The 15,373-nt window shown below is 59.6% G+C and carries 16 protein-coding genes; 7 read left to right on the forward strand and 9 right to left on the reverse strand.

The window, feature by feature from the left end:
• Nucleotides 1-65: 65 nt before the first annotated feature.
• On the forward strand, nucleotides 66-701 hold the full coding sequence (locus AC193Q_RS03440) for a hypothetical protein (protein WP_047295074.1): 636 nt from the start codon (nucleotides 66-68) through the stop codon (nucleotides 699-701).
• Between the two features lie 41 nt (nucleotides 702-742).
• Here the strand turns inward: AC193Q_RS03440 and AC193Q_RS03445 are convergent, their stop codons facing one another.
• From AC193Q_RS03445 to AC193Q_RS03460, 4 genes are all read right to left on the reverse strand, one after another.
• Nucleotides 743-1,288, reverse strand: coding sequence for a hypothetical protein (locus tag AC193Q_RS03445; RefSeq protein ID WP_121184819.1), 546 nt, complete (start codon nucleotides 1,286-1,288; stop codon nucleotides 743-745).
• 93 nt (nucleotides 1,289-1,381) lie between these two features.
• Complete coding sequence (locus AC193Q_RS03450) at nucleotides 1,382-1,717, reverse strand: hypothetical protein (RefSeq protein ID WP_147438961.1); 336 nt, start codon at nucleotides 1,715-1,717, stop codon at nucleotides 1,382-1,384.
• An 80-nt stretch (nucleotides 1,718-1,797) separates the two neighbouring features.
• Nucleotides 1,798-2,514 (reverse strand): hypothetical protein, encoded by a 717-nt coding sequence (locus AC193Q_RS03455; protein WP_047295070.1) that lies wholly within the window; start codon nucleotides 2,512-2,514, stop codon nucleotides 1,798-1,800.
• A gap of 105 nt (nucleotides 2,515-2,619) precedes the next feature.
• Entirely contained in the window at nucleotides 2,620-2,925 is a 306-nt protein-coding gene (locus AC193Q_RS03460; protein WP_121184821.1) for a DUF7693 family protein, read from the reverse strand.
• A gap of 157 nt (nucleotides 2,926-3,082) precedes the next feature.
• Between AC193Q_RS03460 and AC193Q_RS03465 the strand changes: the two genes are divergently transcribed.
• Nucleotides 3,083-4,528 carry a SulP family inorganic anion transporter gene (locus AC193Q_RS03465; RefSeq protein WP_121184823.1) on the forward strand — a complete coding sequence of 482 codons (1,446 nt, stop codon included), beginning with the start codon at nucleotides 3,083-3,085 and terminating at the stop codon, nucleotides 4,526-4,528.
• 105 nt (nucleotides 4,529-4,633) lie between these two features.
• Here AC193Q_RS03465 and AC193Q_RS03470 read toward each other — a convergent pair whose 3' ends face one another.
• Nucleotides 4,634-5,149, reverse strand: a complete 516-nt coding sequence (locus AC193Q_RS03470; protein WP_095666926.1) for a carboxymuconolactone decarboxylase family protein — start codon at nucleotides 5,147-5,149, stop codon at nucleotides 4,634-4,636.
• 131 nt (nucleotides 5,150-5,280) lie between these two features.
• Between AC193Q_RS03470 and AC193Q_RS03475 the strand changes: the two genes are divergently transcribed.
• Complete coding sequence (locus tag AC193Q_RS03475; protein ID WP_121184825.1) at nucleotides 5,281-6,096, forward strand: AraC family transcriptional regulator; 816 nt, start codon at nucleotides 5,281-5,283, stop codon at nucleotides 6,094-6,096.
• A gap of 3 nt (nucleotides 6,097-6,099) precedes the next feature.
• On the opposite strand, the gene AC193Q_RS03480 is transcribed toward AC193Q_RS03475, so the two are convergent.
• Nucleotides 6,100-6,993, reverse strand: coding sequence for a DMT family transporter (locus AC193Q_RS03480; protein WP_121184827.1), 894 nt, complete (start codon nucleotides 6,991-6,993; stop codon nucleotides 6,100-6,102).
• Nucleotides 6,994-7,083: 90 nt separating this feature from the next.
• Between AC193Q_RS03480 and AC193Q_RS03485 the strand changes: the two genes are divergently transcribed.
• The gene (locus AC193Q_RS03485) at nucleotides 7,084-8,415 is read left to right on the forward strand and encodes an aminotransferase-like domain-containing protein (RefSeq protein WP_121184830.1); all 1,332 of its coding nucleotides are present in this window, start codon (nucleotides 7,084-7,086) and stop codon (nucleotides 8,413-8,415) included.
• A 64-nt stretch (nucleotides 8,416-8,479) separates the two neighbouring features.
• Complete coding sequence (locus AC193Q_RS03490) at nucleotides 8,480-8,875, forward strand: c-type cytochrome (RefSeq protein ID WP_121184832.1); 396 nt, start codon at nucleotides 8,480-8,482, stop codon at nucleotides 8,873-8,875.
• 312 nt (nucleotides 8,876-9,187) lie between these two features.
• Here the strand turns inward: AC193Q_RS03490 and AC193Q_RS03495 are convergent, their stop codons facing one another.
• Nucleotides 9,188-12,133 carry a hypothetical protein gene (locus tag AC193Q_RS03495; RefSeq protein ID WP_121184834.1) on the reverse strand — a complete coding sequence of 982 codons (2,946 nt, stop codon included), beginning with the start codon at nucleotides 12,131-12,133 and terminating at the stop codon, nucleotides 9,188-9,190.
• A 181-nt stretch (nucleotides 12,134-12,314) separates the two neighbouring features.
• Between AC193Q_RS03495 and AC193Q_RS03500 the strand changes: the two genes are divergently transcribed.
• Nucleotides 12,315-12,659: a hypothetical protein gene (locus AC193Q_RS03500; RefSeq protein WP_121184836.1), complete on the forward strand. Its 345-nt coding sequence runs from the start codon at nucleotides 12,315-12,317 to the stop codon at nucleotides 12,657-12,659.
• A gap of 71 nt (nucleotides 12,660-12,730) precedes the next feature.
• Here AC193Q_RS03500 and AC193Q_RS03505 read toward each other — a convergent pair whose 3' ends face one another.
• On the reverse strand, nucleotides 12,731-13,132 hold the full coding sequence (locus tag AC193Q_RS03505) for a hypothetical protein (protein WP_095666919.1): 402 nt from the start codon (nucleotides 13,130-13,132) through the stop codon (nucleotides 12,731-12,733).
• A gap of 124 nt (nucleotides 13,133-13,256) precedes the next feature.
• Nucleotides 13,257-13,826, reverse strand: coding sequence for a chorismate mutase (locus AC193Q_RS03510; RefSeq protein WP_483879133.1), 570 nt, complete (start codon nucleotides 13,824-13,826; stop codon nucleotides 13,257-13,259).
• 125 nt (nucleotides 13,827-13,951) lie between these two features.
• On the opposite strand from AC193Q_RS03510, the gene AC193Q_RS03515 reads away from it, so the two are divergent.
• Complete coding sequence (locus AC193Q_RS03515; RefSeq protein ID WP_483879134.1) at nucleotides 13,952-15,310, forward strand: MATE family efflux transporter; 1,359 nt, start codon at nucleotides 13,952-13,954, stop codon at nucleotides 15,308-15,310.
• The last annotated feature ends 63 nt before the right edge of the window (nucleotides 15,311-15,373 follow it).

A 15,373-nucleotide genomic window follows, 5' to 3' on the forward strand; every position in this document is an offset into this window, starting at 1 on the left:
CCGCCCCGCCTCCGCAATGGAGGCTCATTGCTATCATTTGGCTCGGTTCACATAGGGAAGACAACATGCAATTCGGGAAAATCCTGGCGCTGGGCCTGGTGCTTGCGCTCGGTGGTTGTGCCAGTTTCACCAAAGACGAAGTCGCGCCGGTCAAGCTGCCATCGATGGCCAGCTACGCGAATAAACCGAACGTGTATGTGGACTTCGACTTCTATCAGGGCGAGCCGAAAAGCACTTCGGCCGTAGAAGTGCCGCAAGCGCGAGATCAGCTCAAACCTGAGCTGCAAAAAATTCTGAGCGATTCGGGCCTGTTCGGCCGCGTCACCCTGGACGAGTTCCAGAAGCAACCGGGTGACTACAGCCTGCGTCTGAAAATGTACAACCATCCGCCGAATGCCGGTTCGATGGTGTTGGGCTTCATCAGTGGTTTCAGCCTCGGGGTAATCCCCGCGTACGGCACCGATCAGTACACCATGAGCCTCGAAGCCGTGGACGGAACAGGCCAGGCCCTGACCACCGCGAGCAACCATGATGCGGTCGGTACCTGGATCGGTATCTGGTTCATTCCGCTGATGGGCAACACCCCGAAGGCCGCGGTCAACGACACGTTCGCCCGTCAGGTCAACGCGCTGCTCAAGCAGATGATCGACAATAACAACCTGAAATACTCGGCACTCGAGACCCGCACTCCGCGGGCCTGATGCCAAAAAAAGAGCCGCAATTGCGGCTCTTTTTTTTGCCCTTACTTCAGGGCCTGGATGAACTGAGGATCGCTGTACAGTTCCTTCAACAGATCACGCAGCATCGGGTTATAGGCGTTGACCGCATTCGGAATCGCAATGAAACCGAAGAAGCTGCTGCTCCACTGGCTGCTGACATTCTTGGTTGCGTCGTAGACCACATTCTGGCCATTGAGCAGAGTGAAGCGTGCCGCGATTTGACCTTCGCCTGTGCCCATGCCGGCCGACAGGTTGTTCTTCACCACCAGCACTTTCAACTGACGCTGAGCCTGTGGATCAAGCAGGCCGGCCTTGCGCAGTTCTTCGGTGATCGCGTCCTGGATATGCGCCGGGATGCTGCCGGACGGCGAGCGCACCGGATTGGCCCGCACTGTAAGCGAACCTTCACCGGACTCGGCAGTTACCTGAGGATTGCTGATCGCCTGCAGCGGCGGGGTCTGCTTGAGCTTTTGAACGTTTTCGAAGTTCGGCTCATAGCGGGTCATGGTCATGCCACAACCTTGCAGCAGCACGGCCAGCATCGGGATCAACAACAGAGATTTTTTCACGGCGTTTCCTTGCGTGAGGAATAAGGGGGGCGGATTATGGGCAGAGTGCCATCATTGATCAACATCAAAAGGGCCGCCGTTTGCGTTCATCTGCTAGATGAAATCCACCCATACTGCGTTGCCCACCAGATGGCAACGCGCCACCCCTTCGTGATCCAGCACAGCGCAAAGAAATGACGCATGACGCGGTGTAAGGGCCGGCCAGTTACTCTCCAGAAACGATCCCACACTGTGGGGAGGAGCATTGGTCATGTCGAAACCACCGCGAACTCGCTGACCGTGAAAGTTCAGTGTTATGGCATTGATGACTGCACTGCTGATAGTTACCTCGCCTGATTCAAACTCCAGGGTAATACCTGTGCGGGCATTGCCTCTGTAGCTGAATTCGGTTCGTCTGGACGCATGGCCACAGGTCATGATGGTTGGCAATTGATCACCTCTAAAAGAAAAAGCGCGACAGGTTGATACCTGGAGAGTCACGGTCGGATAACGACAGGCGCTGCCCGGCGTCAATCAGCCCGTACCTGATTGATCAAAACCGGTAATCCCCAGCCTCCTTTTCCGTCCAGCGACATGATGGAAAGCAGGTAGTTGTCGACTTGGCGCAGAGACACGTCATGCGCGAATTGCGCTTTCATATCATTCTGTAGATTGAGCACTTTCTTGCACCACTCGCCATAACGCGCAACTTTGCCGAACGTCGTATAACCCCGATAGCTTTCCCCCCGAGCGTCCATGACCCATGACCAGCTCAATCGGGCGAGTGAATCGACTATCGGAAAAAAATTCGGGCGGTGGAAGTGCAAGTATTTGGACGCCAGGCTGCTGTTTTCCCGTTTATTGGCAGCGCTCAATGCTTTGCACAATTGGGCATGGATCGCTGTCGCCTGGTCGATGTTGCGCAAGGAAAGCACAGCCGGTCGAGGAATTTTCGCCAGCAGGTCATGAACATCGGACTGAGCGATGGCATGGGCCGCCTCGATAATCACATCCAGCGCCTGGCGTTCGTCTTTTGCAGTGCCATTGGTTTTCCGGCGCTCGACCGACGCCGAATAAGTTCGACCGATCAGCATCAGTTTTCCGATGATTTGCGCCGGCTCGTCATTGTCTGGATTGTCCTTAACCGCTTGGTAAAGCATCTGATTGACAACGTCGAACGGTGGGCAGCCAAAAGCGTTGCCCAGCCAATTTGCTTTAGGTGGATACCATTGTTCCTGAGTAGACATTTTCAGATTCATGAATGATGGCGAGTTGGCATTATGCCAGTGTCATTGCCAGGAAAAAATGCAGCGGCGACGGCCATCGAAAAGAGTAGAACGTCAGCGTATTGTTTATTGGGCACTGGTCGCCAAACGAACTTCGATTTGAGCCAGCTCCCAAGTACTTAACAGGCTGATCGGGTCGGTACCGAAAAACTGCGAGCTGCCGAACACCCATTCTTTGCCATCCGGACAGCGGCACTGTTTGCAATGATGCAGACGCTGACCATCAAATTCGACCTGTAGCTTCCAGCCTTCAAGATCCAGCCATATGTGATTGGCAGTGAGTGGCCCGTCGATATGAGTCAGCGATAGACGTCCCAGCGCAGCCTCGCGCAAGCGCTGGCAAACGTCGCGGGCGGTCAGCAATGCAGTCATGGTCGTACTCGGTGGATGCAGGACGCGCCAGCATAAAGGTCGCTTCGTCGGGTGTCAGCGATCACTGGCCCGAGCCCGGACATTTCCGTAACATCCGCAACCCTCCTTTTCGCGAACATCCGCGGCCACGCTCGCTGGCCGCTCAGTCAGGTAAGCCATGAAACCAAAACGTCTGCGCGCCGATGTCCTGGCCGGACTCACCACCTCGTTTGCCCTGTTGCCCGAATGCATTGCGTTCGCACTGGTGGCTCATCTCAACCCGCTGATGGGCCTGTACGGCGCCTTCATCATTTGTACGCTGACCGCGTTGTTCGGCGGGCGGCCGGGAATGGTCTCCGGTGCGGCGGGTTCGATGGCGGTGGTGATCGTCGCGCTGGTGGTGCAGCACGGCGTGCAATACCTGTTGGCGACCGTGTTGCTCGGTGGCCTGATCATGATGGCGTTCGGCTTGTTGCGCCTGGGCAAACTGGTGCGCATGGTGCCGCATCCGGTGATGCTCGGTTTCGTCAATGGCCTGGCGATCATCATTGCCCTGGCGCAACTGGAGCACTTCAAGAGCGGTGAACACTGGCTCAGCGGCACGCCGCTGTACCTGATGACCGGGCTGGTGCTGCTGACCATGGCCATCGTCTACATACTGCCGCGCCTGACCCGCGCGGTGCCGCCGGCATTGGTGGCGATCCTCGGCGTGGGCCTGCTGGTCTACCTGTTCGGCCTGCCGACGCGCACCCTCGGCGACATGGCGCACATCGCCGGCAGTCTGCCGACTTTCGCCTTGCCGGACATCCCATGGAGCCTGGAGACCCTGCGCATCATCGCTCCGTACGCGATTCTGATGGCACTGGTCGGTCTGCTGGAAACCCTGCTGACCCTCAACCTCACTGACGAAATCACCGAAAGCCGAGGCTACCCGGATCGCGAATGTGTCGCGCTGGGCGCGGCGAATATGGTCTCGGGCGCGTTCGGTGGCATGGGCGGTTGCGCGATGATCGGCCAGACCGTGATCAACCTCAGCTCCGGCGGCCGTGGGCGTTTGTCCGGGGTGGTCGCGGGTGTGTTGATTCTGCTGTTCATCCTGTTTCTGTCGCCGCTGATCGAGCGTATTCCGCTGGCGGCGCTGGTGGGCGTGATGTTCGTGGTGTCACAGCAGACTTTCGCCTGGGCCTCGTTGCGGGTGTTGAACAAAGTGCCGCTCAACGATGTGCTGGTGATCATCGCCGTGACCAGCATCACCGTGTTCACCGATCTGGCCACTGCCGTGCTCTGCGGGATCATCATCGCCGCGCTGAATTTCGCCTGGCAGCAGGCCCGCGAGTTGTACGCCGATGAACACCTGGAAGCCGACGGCAGCAAACTTTATCGCCTGCACGGCACACTGTTTTTCGCCTCGACCACGCCGTTTCTCAACCAGTTCGACCCGGCCAATGACCCGGCCCGGGTGACGCTGGATTGCCGGCATTTGAGCTTCGTTGACTATTCGGCGATTGCCGCGCTGAAGACCTTGCGCGAGCGTTACGCCAAGGCCGGCAAGGAATTGCAGGTGTTTCATCTGTCCGAGCGCTGCAAGAAACTGCTCAAACGCGCGGGCGTCGAACATCATTGATCAATTGTGAGAGCGGGCTTGCTCGCGAAGGCGCAGTGTCATTCAACACACTGGTTGATTGATTCAGCGCTTTCGCGAGCAAGCCCGCTCTCATTTTTTTCGCGTTCAATCAATGGCCGGGAAGTCGATATCGGTCAAGGCCGCGTTGTTCAGGTAGTTGGTCAGCGACTGCACAGCCACCAAGGCAATCACTTCGATAATCTTGCTGTCGTCAATGCCGGCAGCGCGGGCGGCGGCGATCTGCTCGTCGCTCAAGTGGCCGCGGCTTTGCGTCAACTGTTGGGCGAGAGCGGCATAGGCATTCAATTCACCGTGACGCGCGGCACCGATGTCCTGCGCCGAAAGCCCGGCTTTGCTGGCAAACAGGCTGTGCGCGGCCAGGCAATAATCGCAGCCGTTGACCTGTGATGTGGCGAGATACACCGCTTCTTTTTCCTTGGCGCTCAACGAAGTCTTGCCGAGGATCGCCGAAGCTTGCACGTAGGCTTCCAGGGCCACCGGGGCTTTGGCCAGCGTGGTAAAGACATTGGGCAGGAAGCCGATTTTTTTCTTCACGCCTTCCAGGGTCGGGCGGCTGGCGTCGGTGGCGTTTTCAAGGCTGATTGCAGGGATGCGGCTCATGGTGATTCTCCAGAAGTCCGGTGCGAAGTGCGCCGGGGATGGAGGTCATGTTATGGCGCACGGCTGGCGCTTTGGCCGCAGATCGTCGAGGATATGCAACAGATCGTCCAGATATGCATCGGGAGTCGCACATGGATCGTCTTTCAACGCTGCTCAGCCATTTCGGTGTGAGTGCCGGCACCTTTCACAGTGGCACGTTTTGCGGCGTCGGCCTGCATGAGGGCGAACCGGCCGGGCATGTGCATCTATTACAGGCCGGCGAGTTGTTGCTGAAAGCGGGCAATCAACGTGAGGTTCGTATTGTCGAACCTTCACTGATTTTCTTCCCGCGACCCTGCACTCATCGGATGTCCGCCGATGAGGCCATGGGCGCACAGCTGGTCTGCGCCACGCTGACGTTTGACGGAGGTTCCGGCAATGCGCTGGCGGCGGCACTGCCGGATTATCTGCTGCTCAAACTCAGCGAAATCCCGGAGTTGGGCAACACCCTGGAATGGCTGTTCAGAGAAGCCTTTGAAGGTCATTGCGGGCGCGTGGCGGTGATGGATCGTTTGTTTGAATTGCTGGTGATCCTGCTGTTGCGCCACCTCATCAGCAGCCGTGTCCAGCCACCCGGCCTGATGGCCGGGCTCGCCGATCCGCGCTTGTCTCGCGCCTTGACCCTGATGCATGAGCAACCGGCCAGACCCTGGCGTGTGGCGGACCTGGCGACTGCCGCCCATCTGTCCAGAGCCGGATTCGCCGAGCAGTTCCACCGCGTTGTCGGGCAGTCGCCAGCTGACTATCTGCTGAGCTGGCGGATCAGTCTGGCGCAGAAGCGTCTGCGCGAGGGACGGCCGATTGCGCTGATCGCGCAAGAGGTCGGTTATGAAAGTCCTTCGGCACTGGCTCGAGCGTTTCGCCGCAAGACCGGGCTCAGCCCGCGGGAGTGGAAGGCTGGCGTCTGAATATTATCGGGCGAATTTCTTTGCCCCGGCCACACACAGAATCACTCCCAGCGTCACCGCCAGCATCCCCAGGCTGACCTGTTCATGCAGCAACGTCGCCGCCAGCGCCAGACCGAAAAACGGCTGCAGCAATTGCAGTTGTCCCACTGCCGCAATCCCGCCCTGGGCCAGGCCGCGATACCAGAACACGAACCCGATCAGCATGCTGAACAGCGCCACATACGCCAGGCACAGCCAGGCCGACAGGCTGATGTGACTGAACGAGGCGGGGGCCAGCCACAGGCTGAGCAACGCCATCACCGGTAGCGACAACACCAACGCCCAGCAGATCACCTGCCAGCCGCCGAGCACGCGCGACAGTTTGGCGCCTTCGGCGTAACCCAGACCACAGGCCAGAATCGCCGCGAGCATCAGCAGATCACCGGTGGGCGAGGCGGTCAGCCCCTGTGACAGGGCGAAGCCCACGACCAACCCGCTGCCGAGAATCGAGAACACCCAGAACACCGGTCGTGGATGCTCGCCGCCACGCAGCACGCCAAAAATCGCCGTCGCCAGGGGCAGCAATCCCACAAACACAATCGAATGCGCCGACGTCACGTGTTGCAGCGCCAATGCCGTCAGCAAGGGGAAACCCAGCACCACGCCCAACGCCACAATCAACAACGGCCACCACTGATCCCGTGCCGGACGCCGTTCGCGAAACAGCCACAACAGCGCTGCTGCCAACACGCCGGCAATGGCCGCGCGGGCCACGGTAAGAAACACCGGATCAAATTCCAGTACCGCCAGGCGCGTGGCCGGTAACGATCCGCTGAAGATCACCACGCCGATAAAACCGTTGATCCAGCCGCTGGTTTTTTCCAGGGCCGGGTTAACCGGGTTCGAAGTCCGTTCCATACAGGGTCACGCTCAAAGGTAGGGTTGCTTTCGAGTGATCCTGAAGCCAAGAATCAGCACAATCAAATAATTGTCATGGATACATCCGCTATGCCGCGCTCACGCTACAAGACCCTCGTTGACGCTTACGCAGCGGATATTCGCTGCGGGCATCTGGCACCGGGAACGCGCCTGCCGACCCACCGCGAACTGGCAGCCCGTGAAGGCCTGGCACTGGTCACCGCATCGCGGGTGTACGCCGAACTTGAGGCCATGGGGCTGGTCAGCGGCGAGACCGGGCGCGGGACGTTTGTCCGTGAAACCTCCTTGTCGCCGGGGCAGGGGATCGATCAGAAGGACGTGGCAGTCGGCATGATCGATCTCAACTTCAATTACCCGTCTCTGCCCGGTCAGGCCGATCTGTTGCGCACGGCGTTACGTCAATTGGCGCTGTCGGGCGATCTGGAAGCCTTGCTGCGCTATCAACCCCACGCCGGACGACAGCATGAGCGTGCCTCGGTGGCGCGGCATCTGCAGGATCGCGGGGTGCAGGCCGATGCCGGGCAAGTGCTGATCGTCAACGGCGCCCAGCAAGGGTTGGCAGTGACACTGATGGCCTTGCTCAAACCCGGTGATGTGATTGCGGCGGATGCGCTGACCTATTCCGGCTTCAAGGTGCTGGCCGAAGCGTTGCATCTGGAAGTGGTGGCCATCCCGGCCGGTGACCACGGACCGGACCTGACGGCGCTCGACAAGCTGTGTCGCAGCCGTTCGGTACGCGCCGTGTACAGCATGCCGACGCTGCACAATCCGTTGGGTTGGGTGACGCCGATCGAGCAGCGCGAGCAATTGGTCGCACTTGCCCGGCGGCATGATCTGATTCTCATCGAAGACGCGGCCTACGCCTTTCTGGTGGATAACCCACCGCGTACCCTGATTGATCTGGCGCCGGAGCGCACGGTGTACGTCTCGGGACTTTCCAAGAATATCGCCACCGGCCTGCGCGTCGGTTTTATTGCCGCCCCCCTGCGCAACGTGCCGGCGCTGGAACGCATCATCCGCGCCACCACCTGGAACACCCCCGGCGTGATGACCGCGATGGCTTGCGGCTGGCTCGACGACGGCACCGTCACCCTGCTGGAGCAACAAAAACGCGACGATGCCAAGGCCCGGCAAGCGCTGGCCGCCGAGTTGTTGCAAGGGCTGACGTGCATCGGTCATCCGTCCTCTTACTTTTTGTGGTTGCCGTTGCCGGAAGACGTGCGTGCCGATCAGATTGTGGTGGAGTTGGTGCACCAGCAGATTTCGGTCACCACGGCCGAACCCTTCGCCGTGTCGGCGCATGTGCCGCATGCGATTCGGCTGGCGTTGGGGTCGGTGCCGATGGACGTCTTGCGCCAGGCATTGATCACCGTCAGAAAGGTCATCGGCGCTTATCTGTAAAAAGCTTCCTCGGCACAAAGTGATAGCCTTGCCTCAATTGCATCAGACCGTTCTGGATCACCCGATGAAAAACATCGCTGCATTGCTTGTTGTATTGACCACGACCGCCGTTTTGTTCAGCTCGACCACCCACGCCGCAGGCGATCCCGCCGCCGGCGAAAAGATCTTCCCGCGCCTGTGCGGCGGCTGCCATCAGGTTGGCCCGGACGCGCGCCCCGGCTTCGGCCCGCAACTCAACGGCATCATTGGCCGACCGGCAGGGACGTCGGCCAATTACGTGTATTCCGAGGCGATGAAAAACTCCGGCAAGACCTGGGATCGCGACACGCTGACCGCGTATCTGAAAGATCCAAAAGGCGTGGTGCCCGGGACGCGGATGATTTTCTGGGGCCTGAGCGACGAAGAGAAGATCGATAATCTGCTGGCGTACCTGCAAAGCTTTTCAGCAGAAAAACAATAGAGCCCGTCGGCCTGCCCCGGGCGCACGGCCGATGAGCTTCATGGGTGCGGGTTCAGGTCAGGAAGTTGTGGCGCCGAGCAGTTCAAGCCTGCCCAGCGCCAGTTCCACCAGTGCAAGGTGTTACGGGCTGCAGGAATGAACGTTAAACACATATAAACGATGAATCCCCAAAAGCAAAAAATCGCCGCCTGCGGCATCTCCTGCAGAGGTATCGGTATCCCCCTGCAGGAGCTGCCGCAGGCGGCGATCTTTTAGTGTCCGAACCAGGCGCCAAAATAATAAGCCCGTCCCCTTATGACTCTGGCGAACTGTTCACAGCCGTCGTACGTGGATGGCATCCAGGATAAAGTCATTGCCGCCTCGGGCTCCGCCGTAGCCTCCGCGATCCTCGTGATTAAGCATGTAAATCGTGTAGGCACCACTGACGGGTACTCGAAAATTGGCCACCTGCTGAAAAAAGGTGCCCGTTCTCGGTACCGTGAATGCGCCAAGAATCGGCATTCCGCTGGAGGTGCTGACGCTGATCACCGGTGGAACGTTGTCAGGTTGCGGACTGACATTGGCTACGTAGTAGCTGAACTGGTAGGTTCTCGCGGCCTTGAATTGAAATGTCTGGCTTAGCATGACTCCTGAGTTTCCCCCAGCGTCATAGGTCAGGTTTTCGTAGTGATCACTGAGAATTCTTGCAGTTCTTGAGGCCGGTCCTAATGCCCAGTTCCCGGCATTACCATTGAAATCGGTGATGGAGTCGCGCCAGGTGTCGGCAAGAATATTCAGATCAAGGCTTGGCGACCGCAGTGGCTGATTCTGCTCACTGGAGGACGAGACCAGATAGGTGATTGCCACTGTCCGGGCGGCATTGGCAATGAATGTTGATCGGGGAACCAGAAAAATCAGAGGCTTGATGGTATCGACATTCGTGGATGCAGTCGTGTAATGACCTCCCGCACCGGCCAACTCGACCTTGACGGACTGCCCGGGGGACATTCCGGTATAGATCGGAACTTCGATACGTGCACCGCTATCGGCAATATCATCGAAATTGAGGGTTGCACCGGGTAAGTCGAGCAATTTTGGTGCGGTCAGAGAGAGTGATTTGATCAGGTATGTTCGCACCGGGAACAATATTGCTGTGGCAAAGTCTGCGTCGCCGGCCAGATTCACCCAAAAGCTGATTTTCAGTTCACTGTCGTGCTTCAGGGATTTGAGCCACTCCAGCGGGAGTGCTCGGTTCAGGCCGGAAGTACCAGTATGAGGCTCATTCACCAGATCATTGTAGGGTTCGGCGGGACCCGTCCTGGTTACTCCGTCATAGCGAAGCCACAGGCGCTGTCCATTTGCCTCGCCGGGCCAGGTAGTGACGGTCAGGCGATCACTGGTCTGTAACTTATTGATGTCGAGCTCCGCACCCTGGCGAATTTGTGGTGTCGGCAGCCGTGAGTCTTGCGGGGGGATCGCTTGAATTTTCAATGCCAGCGGCAACGACTTGCCCGCTTGTCCTCCATTACGGTTGAGGTTCCAGCGCATCTCGAATGTTCTGCCCTGGCGCACCGCGAGAAAAGCCTGGGTCAACACCGTATTTACCCGCTTGTTGCTGTTGAACTCCGTCAGAGGAAAGGCGGGTGATCCTGCAGGCGGCTTGACCTCTACCAATCGCGCCCGGTCATCCTTGATTGCACCGACGTATTCGATACGTACTGTCACCCCGTCCGGATAAGCCAGCACATCAATCGGCGTGAGCGCCGGTTTGACCAGTGTCGGCGGGTCCAGCGGCACCACGGCCTGTTCGCTGATGCGCAATTGCAGCAACTCGGAAAACACCCGCGTCTGCCCGGGATTGGCCACGGTGCATTGCACCACCAGCGGGGTGTCCGGGAAGGGGGCGATGTATTTGGCCGGCACCTTGAAGATGACCGGTTGGGACGGGTCGCTGACGATCAGGCGGAAAACGTACAGCGCTGCGACGCCGTCCTTGTCGGTGGTCTGCCAATGGGCTTCGACGGTGGCCCCGGTCTGCAGCGGCCAATATTCGGCGAGCTGTACGGTGGCTTCGGCGGTGTCCACCGGCAGTTTGCCGTCCACCAGCGGTGCGACGAGCGGCAGGCCAAGCGGTTGGGTCACGCCGCTGACGGTGACGTCCGCCGGTTTGGAAAATTGGCTCTTGCCGGCCCGAATCAACTGATAGGACGCGTGCAGGGCCCCGCCGATCAGGTTGCGGATTTTTTCATTCTCGACCGGAAAATCGACGGTGCGCGTGGCGGCGCTCAGGGTCCGGTTGTAGGTGTGGTTTACGGTTTCGCCGCCCTGAGTGACGCCTTGCAGGGTCAGTTCGATGCGGTCATTGGCGGCAAATACGCCGGTGACGAGGATACCGGCAGTGCCACCGTCCAGTTGATCGTGATGCAGGATGTTGTCGATGTCCGCCTGTTCGAAGATTGGTGCGGCCAACAGCACAATGCCCGGTTTGAACGGCAGCACCAGCGAGTCCGACCAGCCGCTGGCATTTTCCACCACATCGAACACTTCCCAGCGCACCATCAGAGTGTTGGTGGGAGCGAGGGTGGCCAGTTGATCCGGGGTCAGTTCGAACATCAGATCGCCCAACGCGGTAACCGTGGTTTCCAGCAGCAGCGAGCCGAAGGCCAGGACCACTACATCACCGATGTGCTGGTTGAAATACTGCATGACGGTTACGAACATTCCGTCATCGATCACCGTCTGATCGACGAAACCCTCGGAAGCCACGGGCAATTTCAGGCCCTGGTTGAAGGGTTTGCCACCATCGGTATCGGCCTCGCCTGGCGCGGGGTATTTGTAGAGCAGCGGTATGTGCGGGGACTCTTCGGTATTTTTGCTGAAGCGCTTGACTTCGAACCACAAGTCCTTGCTCTGGATTTGCAGCGGCAGAAAGCGGGACTGCATGTCGGCAGCCGAAATGTGGAACGGGATGTTCTTGGCGTTGCCCTGGTCATCGAAGTGCGCAGCGGTAACCGAAAATTGCGCGACCGGTGATCGCGTGTTTTCGATAAACACTCTGATATCGTCGCCTACGGCCATCTCGATATAGGCCAGGATATACACCAGCAGACCGTCGCGGTCGCCCTGCACCATGTGGATGTTGATCCCCAGCGCCCCGTCCTTCTGCGGCTTGAAACCCACCGGATACGGCGGGTACACGGCCAGAACGCCGATACCGCGATCCGGTGGAAAGACAGTGATCTGCTGACTGGAAGCATTGCTCGTCAATTGGCTGGTCATGGGCGCGTCACCTGTTCAATATGGCTGGGTGCTGAGGGAGTGGCCCGAGGGATTAAAGCGCTGGCGGGGGCTGGCTGCCTACTGTCAGATCTGACAGGTGAGGGCGGGTTTGCGACGAATGGCAGGCCTGGATTTCCCAAAGCAAAAGATCTCAGCCTGCGGCAGCCCTCTGGCTCGCCGAATGGAACGATCAGCAGCCCGCGCTCGATCGACTCTGCCGCCAGGGTCATGTCGGGTTCTGGCGGGTTGCACGGGCACCCCGATGAACATCAAACAATACGACAGCAGCCAATACACCGTGATTGGTCACAGCAAAGCCACGGCCACCGGCCTGCTGCTGTTCGGCGTGATCCCGATTCAACAGAACAGCCGCTTCGTTCGTGCGCAGACAGCGGCGATCAAGGCCAAGGTCGGTGACGCCATGATCAACACCCAGGTTCAGGAAAACTGGTTCTGGGCGTGGGTGCTGACCGGTTACACCACCAGAATTTCCGGTGATGTGGTCAAGCTGAAAACTGCTCAATAAGCAGCGGTTGAACGCAAAAGCCCGGCTGATCAGGCCGGGCTTTTTCATGGCTTGTGCGAAGAGACATCAACTCAAGCAACGCGACGCTCGATCAGGCGATCCGCGCCACCTTCGGCAACACGACGTTCCAGCAAGCGATCCGCGCCACCTTCGGCAACGCGACGTTCCAGCAAGCGATCCGAACCACCTTCTGCAACGCGACGCTCGATCAGGCGATCCGCGCCACCTTCGGCAACGCGACGTTCCAGCAAACGATCCGAACCACCTTCTGCAACGCGACGCTCGATCAGGCGATCCGCGCCACCTTCAGCGACACGACGTTCCAGCAAACGATCAGAGCCACCTTCAGCCAGACGGCTTTCAATCAACTTGTCCGAGCCGCCTTCAGCGACCAGGGTGTGAGCGGGTGTTGCTGCAAAAGCGTTCACTGCAAGAACCGAGAAAGCGATGCCGAGGATGGTTTGGCGTTTCATGATCGTGTGCTCCGGGGTGTATTGGGTTGGTATGGAGCTGATGTTACGCCGCGGATTTTTTATGAGAACTTCATTGACGTGATGGTGACTATCGACGCCAGCGATGTATGCCGGAACCCCTGATTTAAAGCTTCGGCGCCCGAATGCACAGCTCTCCGGTGGCACGGGTCAGGGCCAGTTCATGCAGTGCGTCGTGGGTTAGATCCTGCCGAGCCTTGGCCAGCAACGCCTGGCAATTCGGCTCGCGGCGGTGCGGCGCGAAGTTGGCGTACTGGCGCAGCAGGCGGGTTTGCAGTTCGTCCAGTTGCGGGCGAATCTGTTTTGCCAGATCCGGTCGTGGCGTGTCCGGTGCGCGGCCTGTCGCTTGCCATTGCGCCAGCAAACCGTATTGCACCAGTTTGTTGGCTTCCATTTGTGCGGCGATCAACTGGGCCACGTCCTCGGGATCGAGCTTGTGTTCGCTGGCCAGCGTGCGGGCACTGGCAATGACCTGGGCTTCGCGCGGGCTGTCCTGAATCGGCTTGCCGCTGTCCCATTTTGTCAGGGCCACGAGGTCGCCGATGTTCAGGCGTTCGTTCAGGGTTGTCAGCAACGGGCGCAACGAATCCAGCGGAGCAGGGGCCTGGGCGGCAGCGACGGAGTGGCTGACAAGGGCCAGCAATGAGCAGGTCAGAGCATTTCGCAGGAGGGGCATGGCAGGGCGTGATCCAGAATGAGTGTGCCGCCATTTAAGCCTTGAGCCGACCCGATGTCGACCGACTTTAACCCGCGCATCTAGCGTAATATCCACCGCATCTCCCACCCCGAGACGGACCCTCAATGCAAACCCCCGCCACCAGCAAACCCCTCTGGCAAACCTACCTGCTGTTCCTCGCACCGATGGTGTTGTCCAACTTTTTGCAATCGATGTCGGGCACGGTCAACAGCATCTACATCGGGCAGATGCTCGGTACGCAGGCGCTGGCGGCGGTCTCGGGGATGTTTCCGATCGTCTTTTTCTTCATCGCACTGGTGATCGGGTTGGGTGCCGGTGCCGGGGTGTTGATCGGGCAGGCGTGGGGCGCGCGTGAGGCGCACATGGTCAAGGCGATCGCCGGGGCAACCTTGTTGCTGGGCGTGTTGATCGGTTTGCTGGCGGCGGTGCTGGGCAGTGTGTTCGCACGTCAGGCCTTGCAGGGGCTGGGGACCCCGGCGGATGTGCTGGACGACGCGGTGGCGTATGCCCGAGTGATGATGTGGACCTTGCCTTTTGTGCTGGTGTACGTGCTGTTCACTCAGTTGTTGCGCGGGGTGAGCGACACGTTGTCGCCGATGCTGGCGCTGTTGCTGTCAACCGTCGTCGGTCTGGCACTGACTCCGGCGTTCATTCGCGGGTGGTTGGGTCTGCCGCAACTGGGGATTCAGAGTGCGGCGTTCGCCGGTCTGGCCGGTACGCTGACGGCGATGGTGTGGCTGGCCTGGAGTCTGATTCGCAAGGGACACCCGCTGGCACCGGACCGCGAGTTCTTCGGCGCACTGCGGCTGGACGGGGCGATTCTGGGCAAAGTGCTGCGCATCGGCCTGCCGACCGGGGTGCAGATGATCGTGCTGTCGTTGTCGGAGCTGGTGATTCTGACGCTGGTCAACCAGCACGGCTCGCAGGCGACGGCGGCCTATGGCGCGGTGACGCAGATCGTCAACTACGTGCAGTTCCCGGCGCTGTCGATTGCCATCACCGCCTCGATCCTTGGCGCCCAGGCCATCGGCGCCGGGCACCTGCAGCGCCTGGCCGCGATCCTGCGCACCGGGCTGCTGATCAACGTGTGCCTGACCGGTGGCCTGATTGTGCTCGGCTACCTGTTGTCGCACTGGCTGCTGGGGTTGTTCCTGACCGAAGACTCGACCCGGGCCATGGCCGAGCACTTGCTGCATATCATGTTGTGGAGCCTGCTGGTGTTCGGTTTCCAGGCGATCATCGGCGGCATCATGCGTGCCAGCGGCACGGTGCTGGTGCCGGTGGCAATCGCCATTGTCTGCGTGGTCGGCGTGCAGCTGCCGGCGGCTTACTGGCTGGACGGGCAGTACGGTTTGCAAGGGGTGTGGATGGCGTTTCCGGTGGCGTATCTGGGCATGCTGGTGTTGCAGACCCTGTATTACAAACTGGTCTGGCAGCATCAGAAGATCGAGCGGCTGGTCTGAGCCTGAGCCACACCGGCGGACAGATGACATGGCACAACTGCCGGTTGTTTGCTTAAGTCAATC

Source organism: Pseudomonas sp. F2 (genome assembly GCF_057174385.1).

Bases quoted from the DNA above. Each gene is read 5' to 3' on its own strand.
- AC193Q_RS03440 (WP_047295074.1), top strand. From the start codon at position 66: ATGCAATTCGGGAAAATCCTGGCGCTGGGCCTGGTGCTTGCGCTCGGT.
- AC193Q_RS03455 (WP_047295070.1), bottom strand. From the start codon at position 2,514: ATGTCTACTCAGGAACAATGGTATCCACCTAAAGCAAATTGGCTGGGC.
- AC193Q_RS03460 (WP_121184821.1), bottom strand. From the start codon at position 2,925: ATGACTGCATTGCTGACCGCCCGCGACGTTTGCCAGCGCTTGCGCGAG.
- AC193Q_RS03465 (WP_121184823.1), top strand. From the start codon at position 3,083: ATGAAACCAAAACGTCTGCGCGCCGATGTCCTGGCCGGACTCACCACC.
- AC193Q_RS03470 (WP_095666926.1), bottom strand. From the start codon at position 5,149: ATGAGCCGCATCCCTGCAATCAGCCTTGAAAACGCCACCGACGCCAGC.
- AC193Q_RS03475 (WP_121184825.1), top strand. From the start codon at position 5,281: ATGGATCGTCTTTCAACGCTGCTCAGCCATTTCGGTGTGAGTGCCGGC.
- AC193Q_RS03480 (WP_121184827.1), bottom strand. From the start codon at position 6,993: ATGGAACGGACTTCGAACCCGGTTAACCCGGCCCTGGAAAAAACCAGC.
- AC193Q_RS03485 (WP_121184830.1), top strand. From the start codon at position 7,084: ATGCCGCGCTCACGCTACAAGACCCTCGTTGACGCTTACGCAGCGGAT.
- AC193Q_RS03490 (WP_121184832.1), top strand. From the start codon at position 8,480: ATGAAAAACATCGCTGCATTGCTTGTTGTATTGACCACGACCGCCGTT.
- AC193Q_RS03495 (WP_121184834.1), bottom strand. From the start codon at position 12,133: ATGACCAGCCAATTGACGAGCAATGCTTCCAGTCAGCAGATCACTGTC.
- AC193Q_RS03500 (WP_121184836.1), top strand. From the start codon at position 12,315: ATGGAACGATCAGCAGCCCGCGCTCGATCGACTCTGCCGCCAGGGTCA.
- AC193Q_RS03505 (WP_095666919.1), bottom strand. From the start codon at position 13,132: ATGAAACGCCAAACCATCCTCGGCATCGCTTTCTCGGTTCTTGCAGTG.
- AC193Q_RS03510 (WP_483879133.1), bottom strand. From the start codon at position 13,826: ATGCCCCTCCTGCGAAATGCTCTGACCTGCTCATTGCTGGCCCTTGTC.
- AC193Q_RS03515 (WP_483879134.1), top strand. From the start codon at position 13,952: ATGCAAACCCCCGCCACCAGCAAACCCCTCTGGCAAACCTACCTGCTG.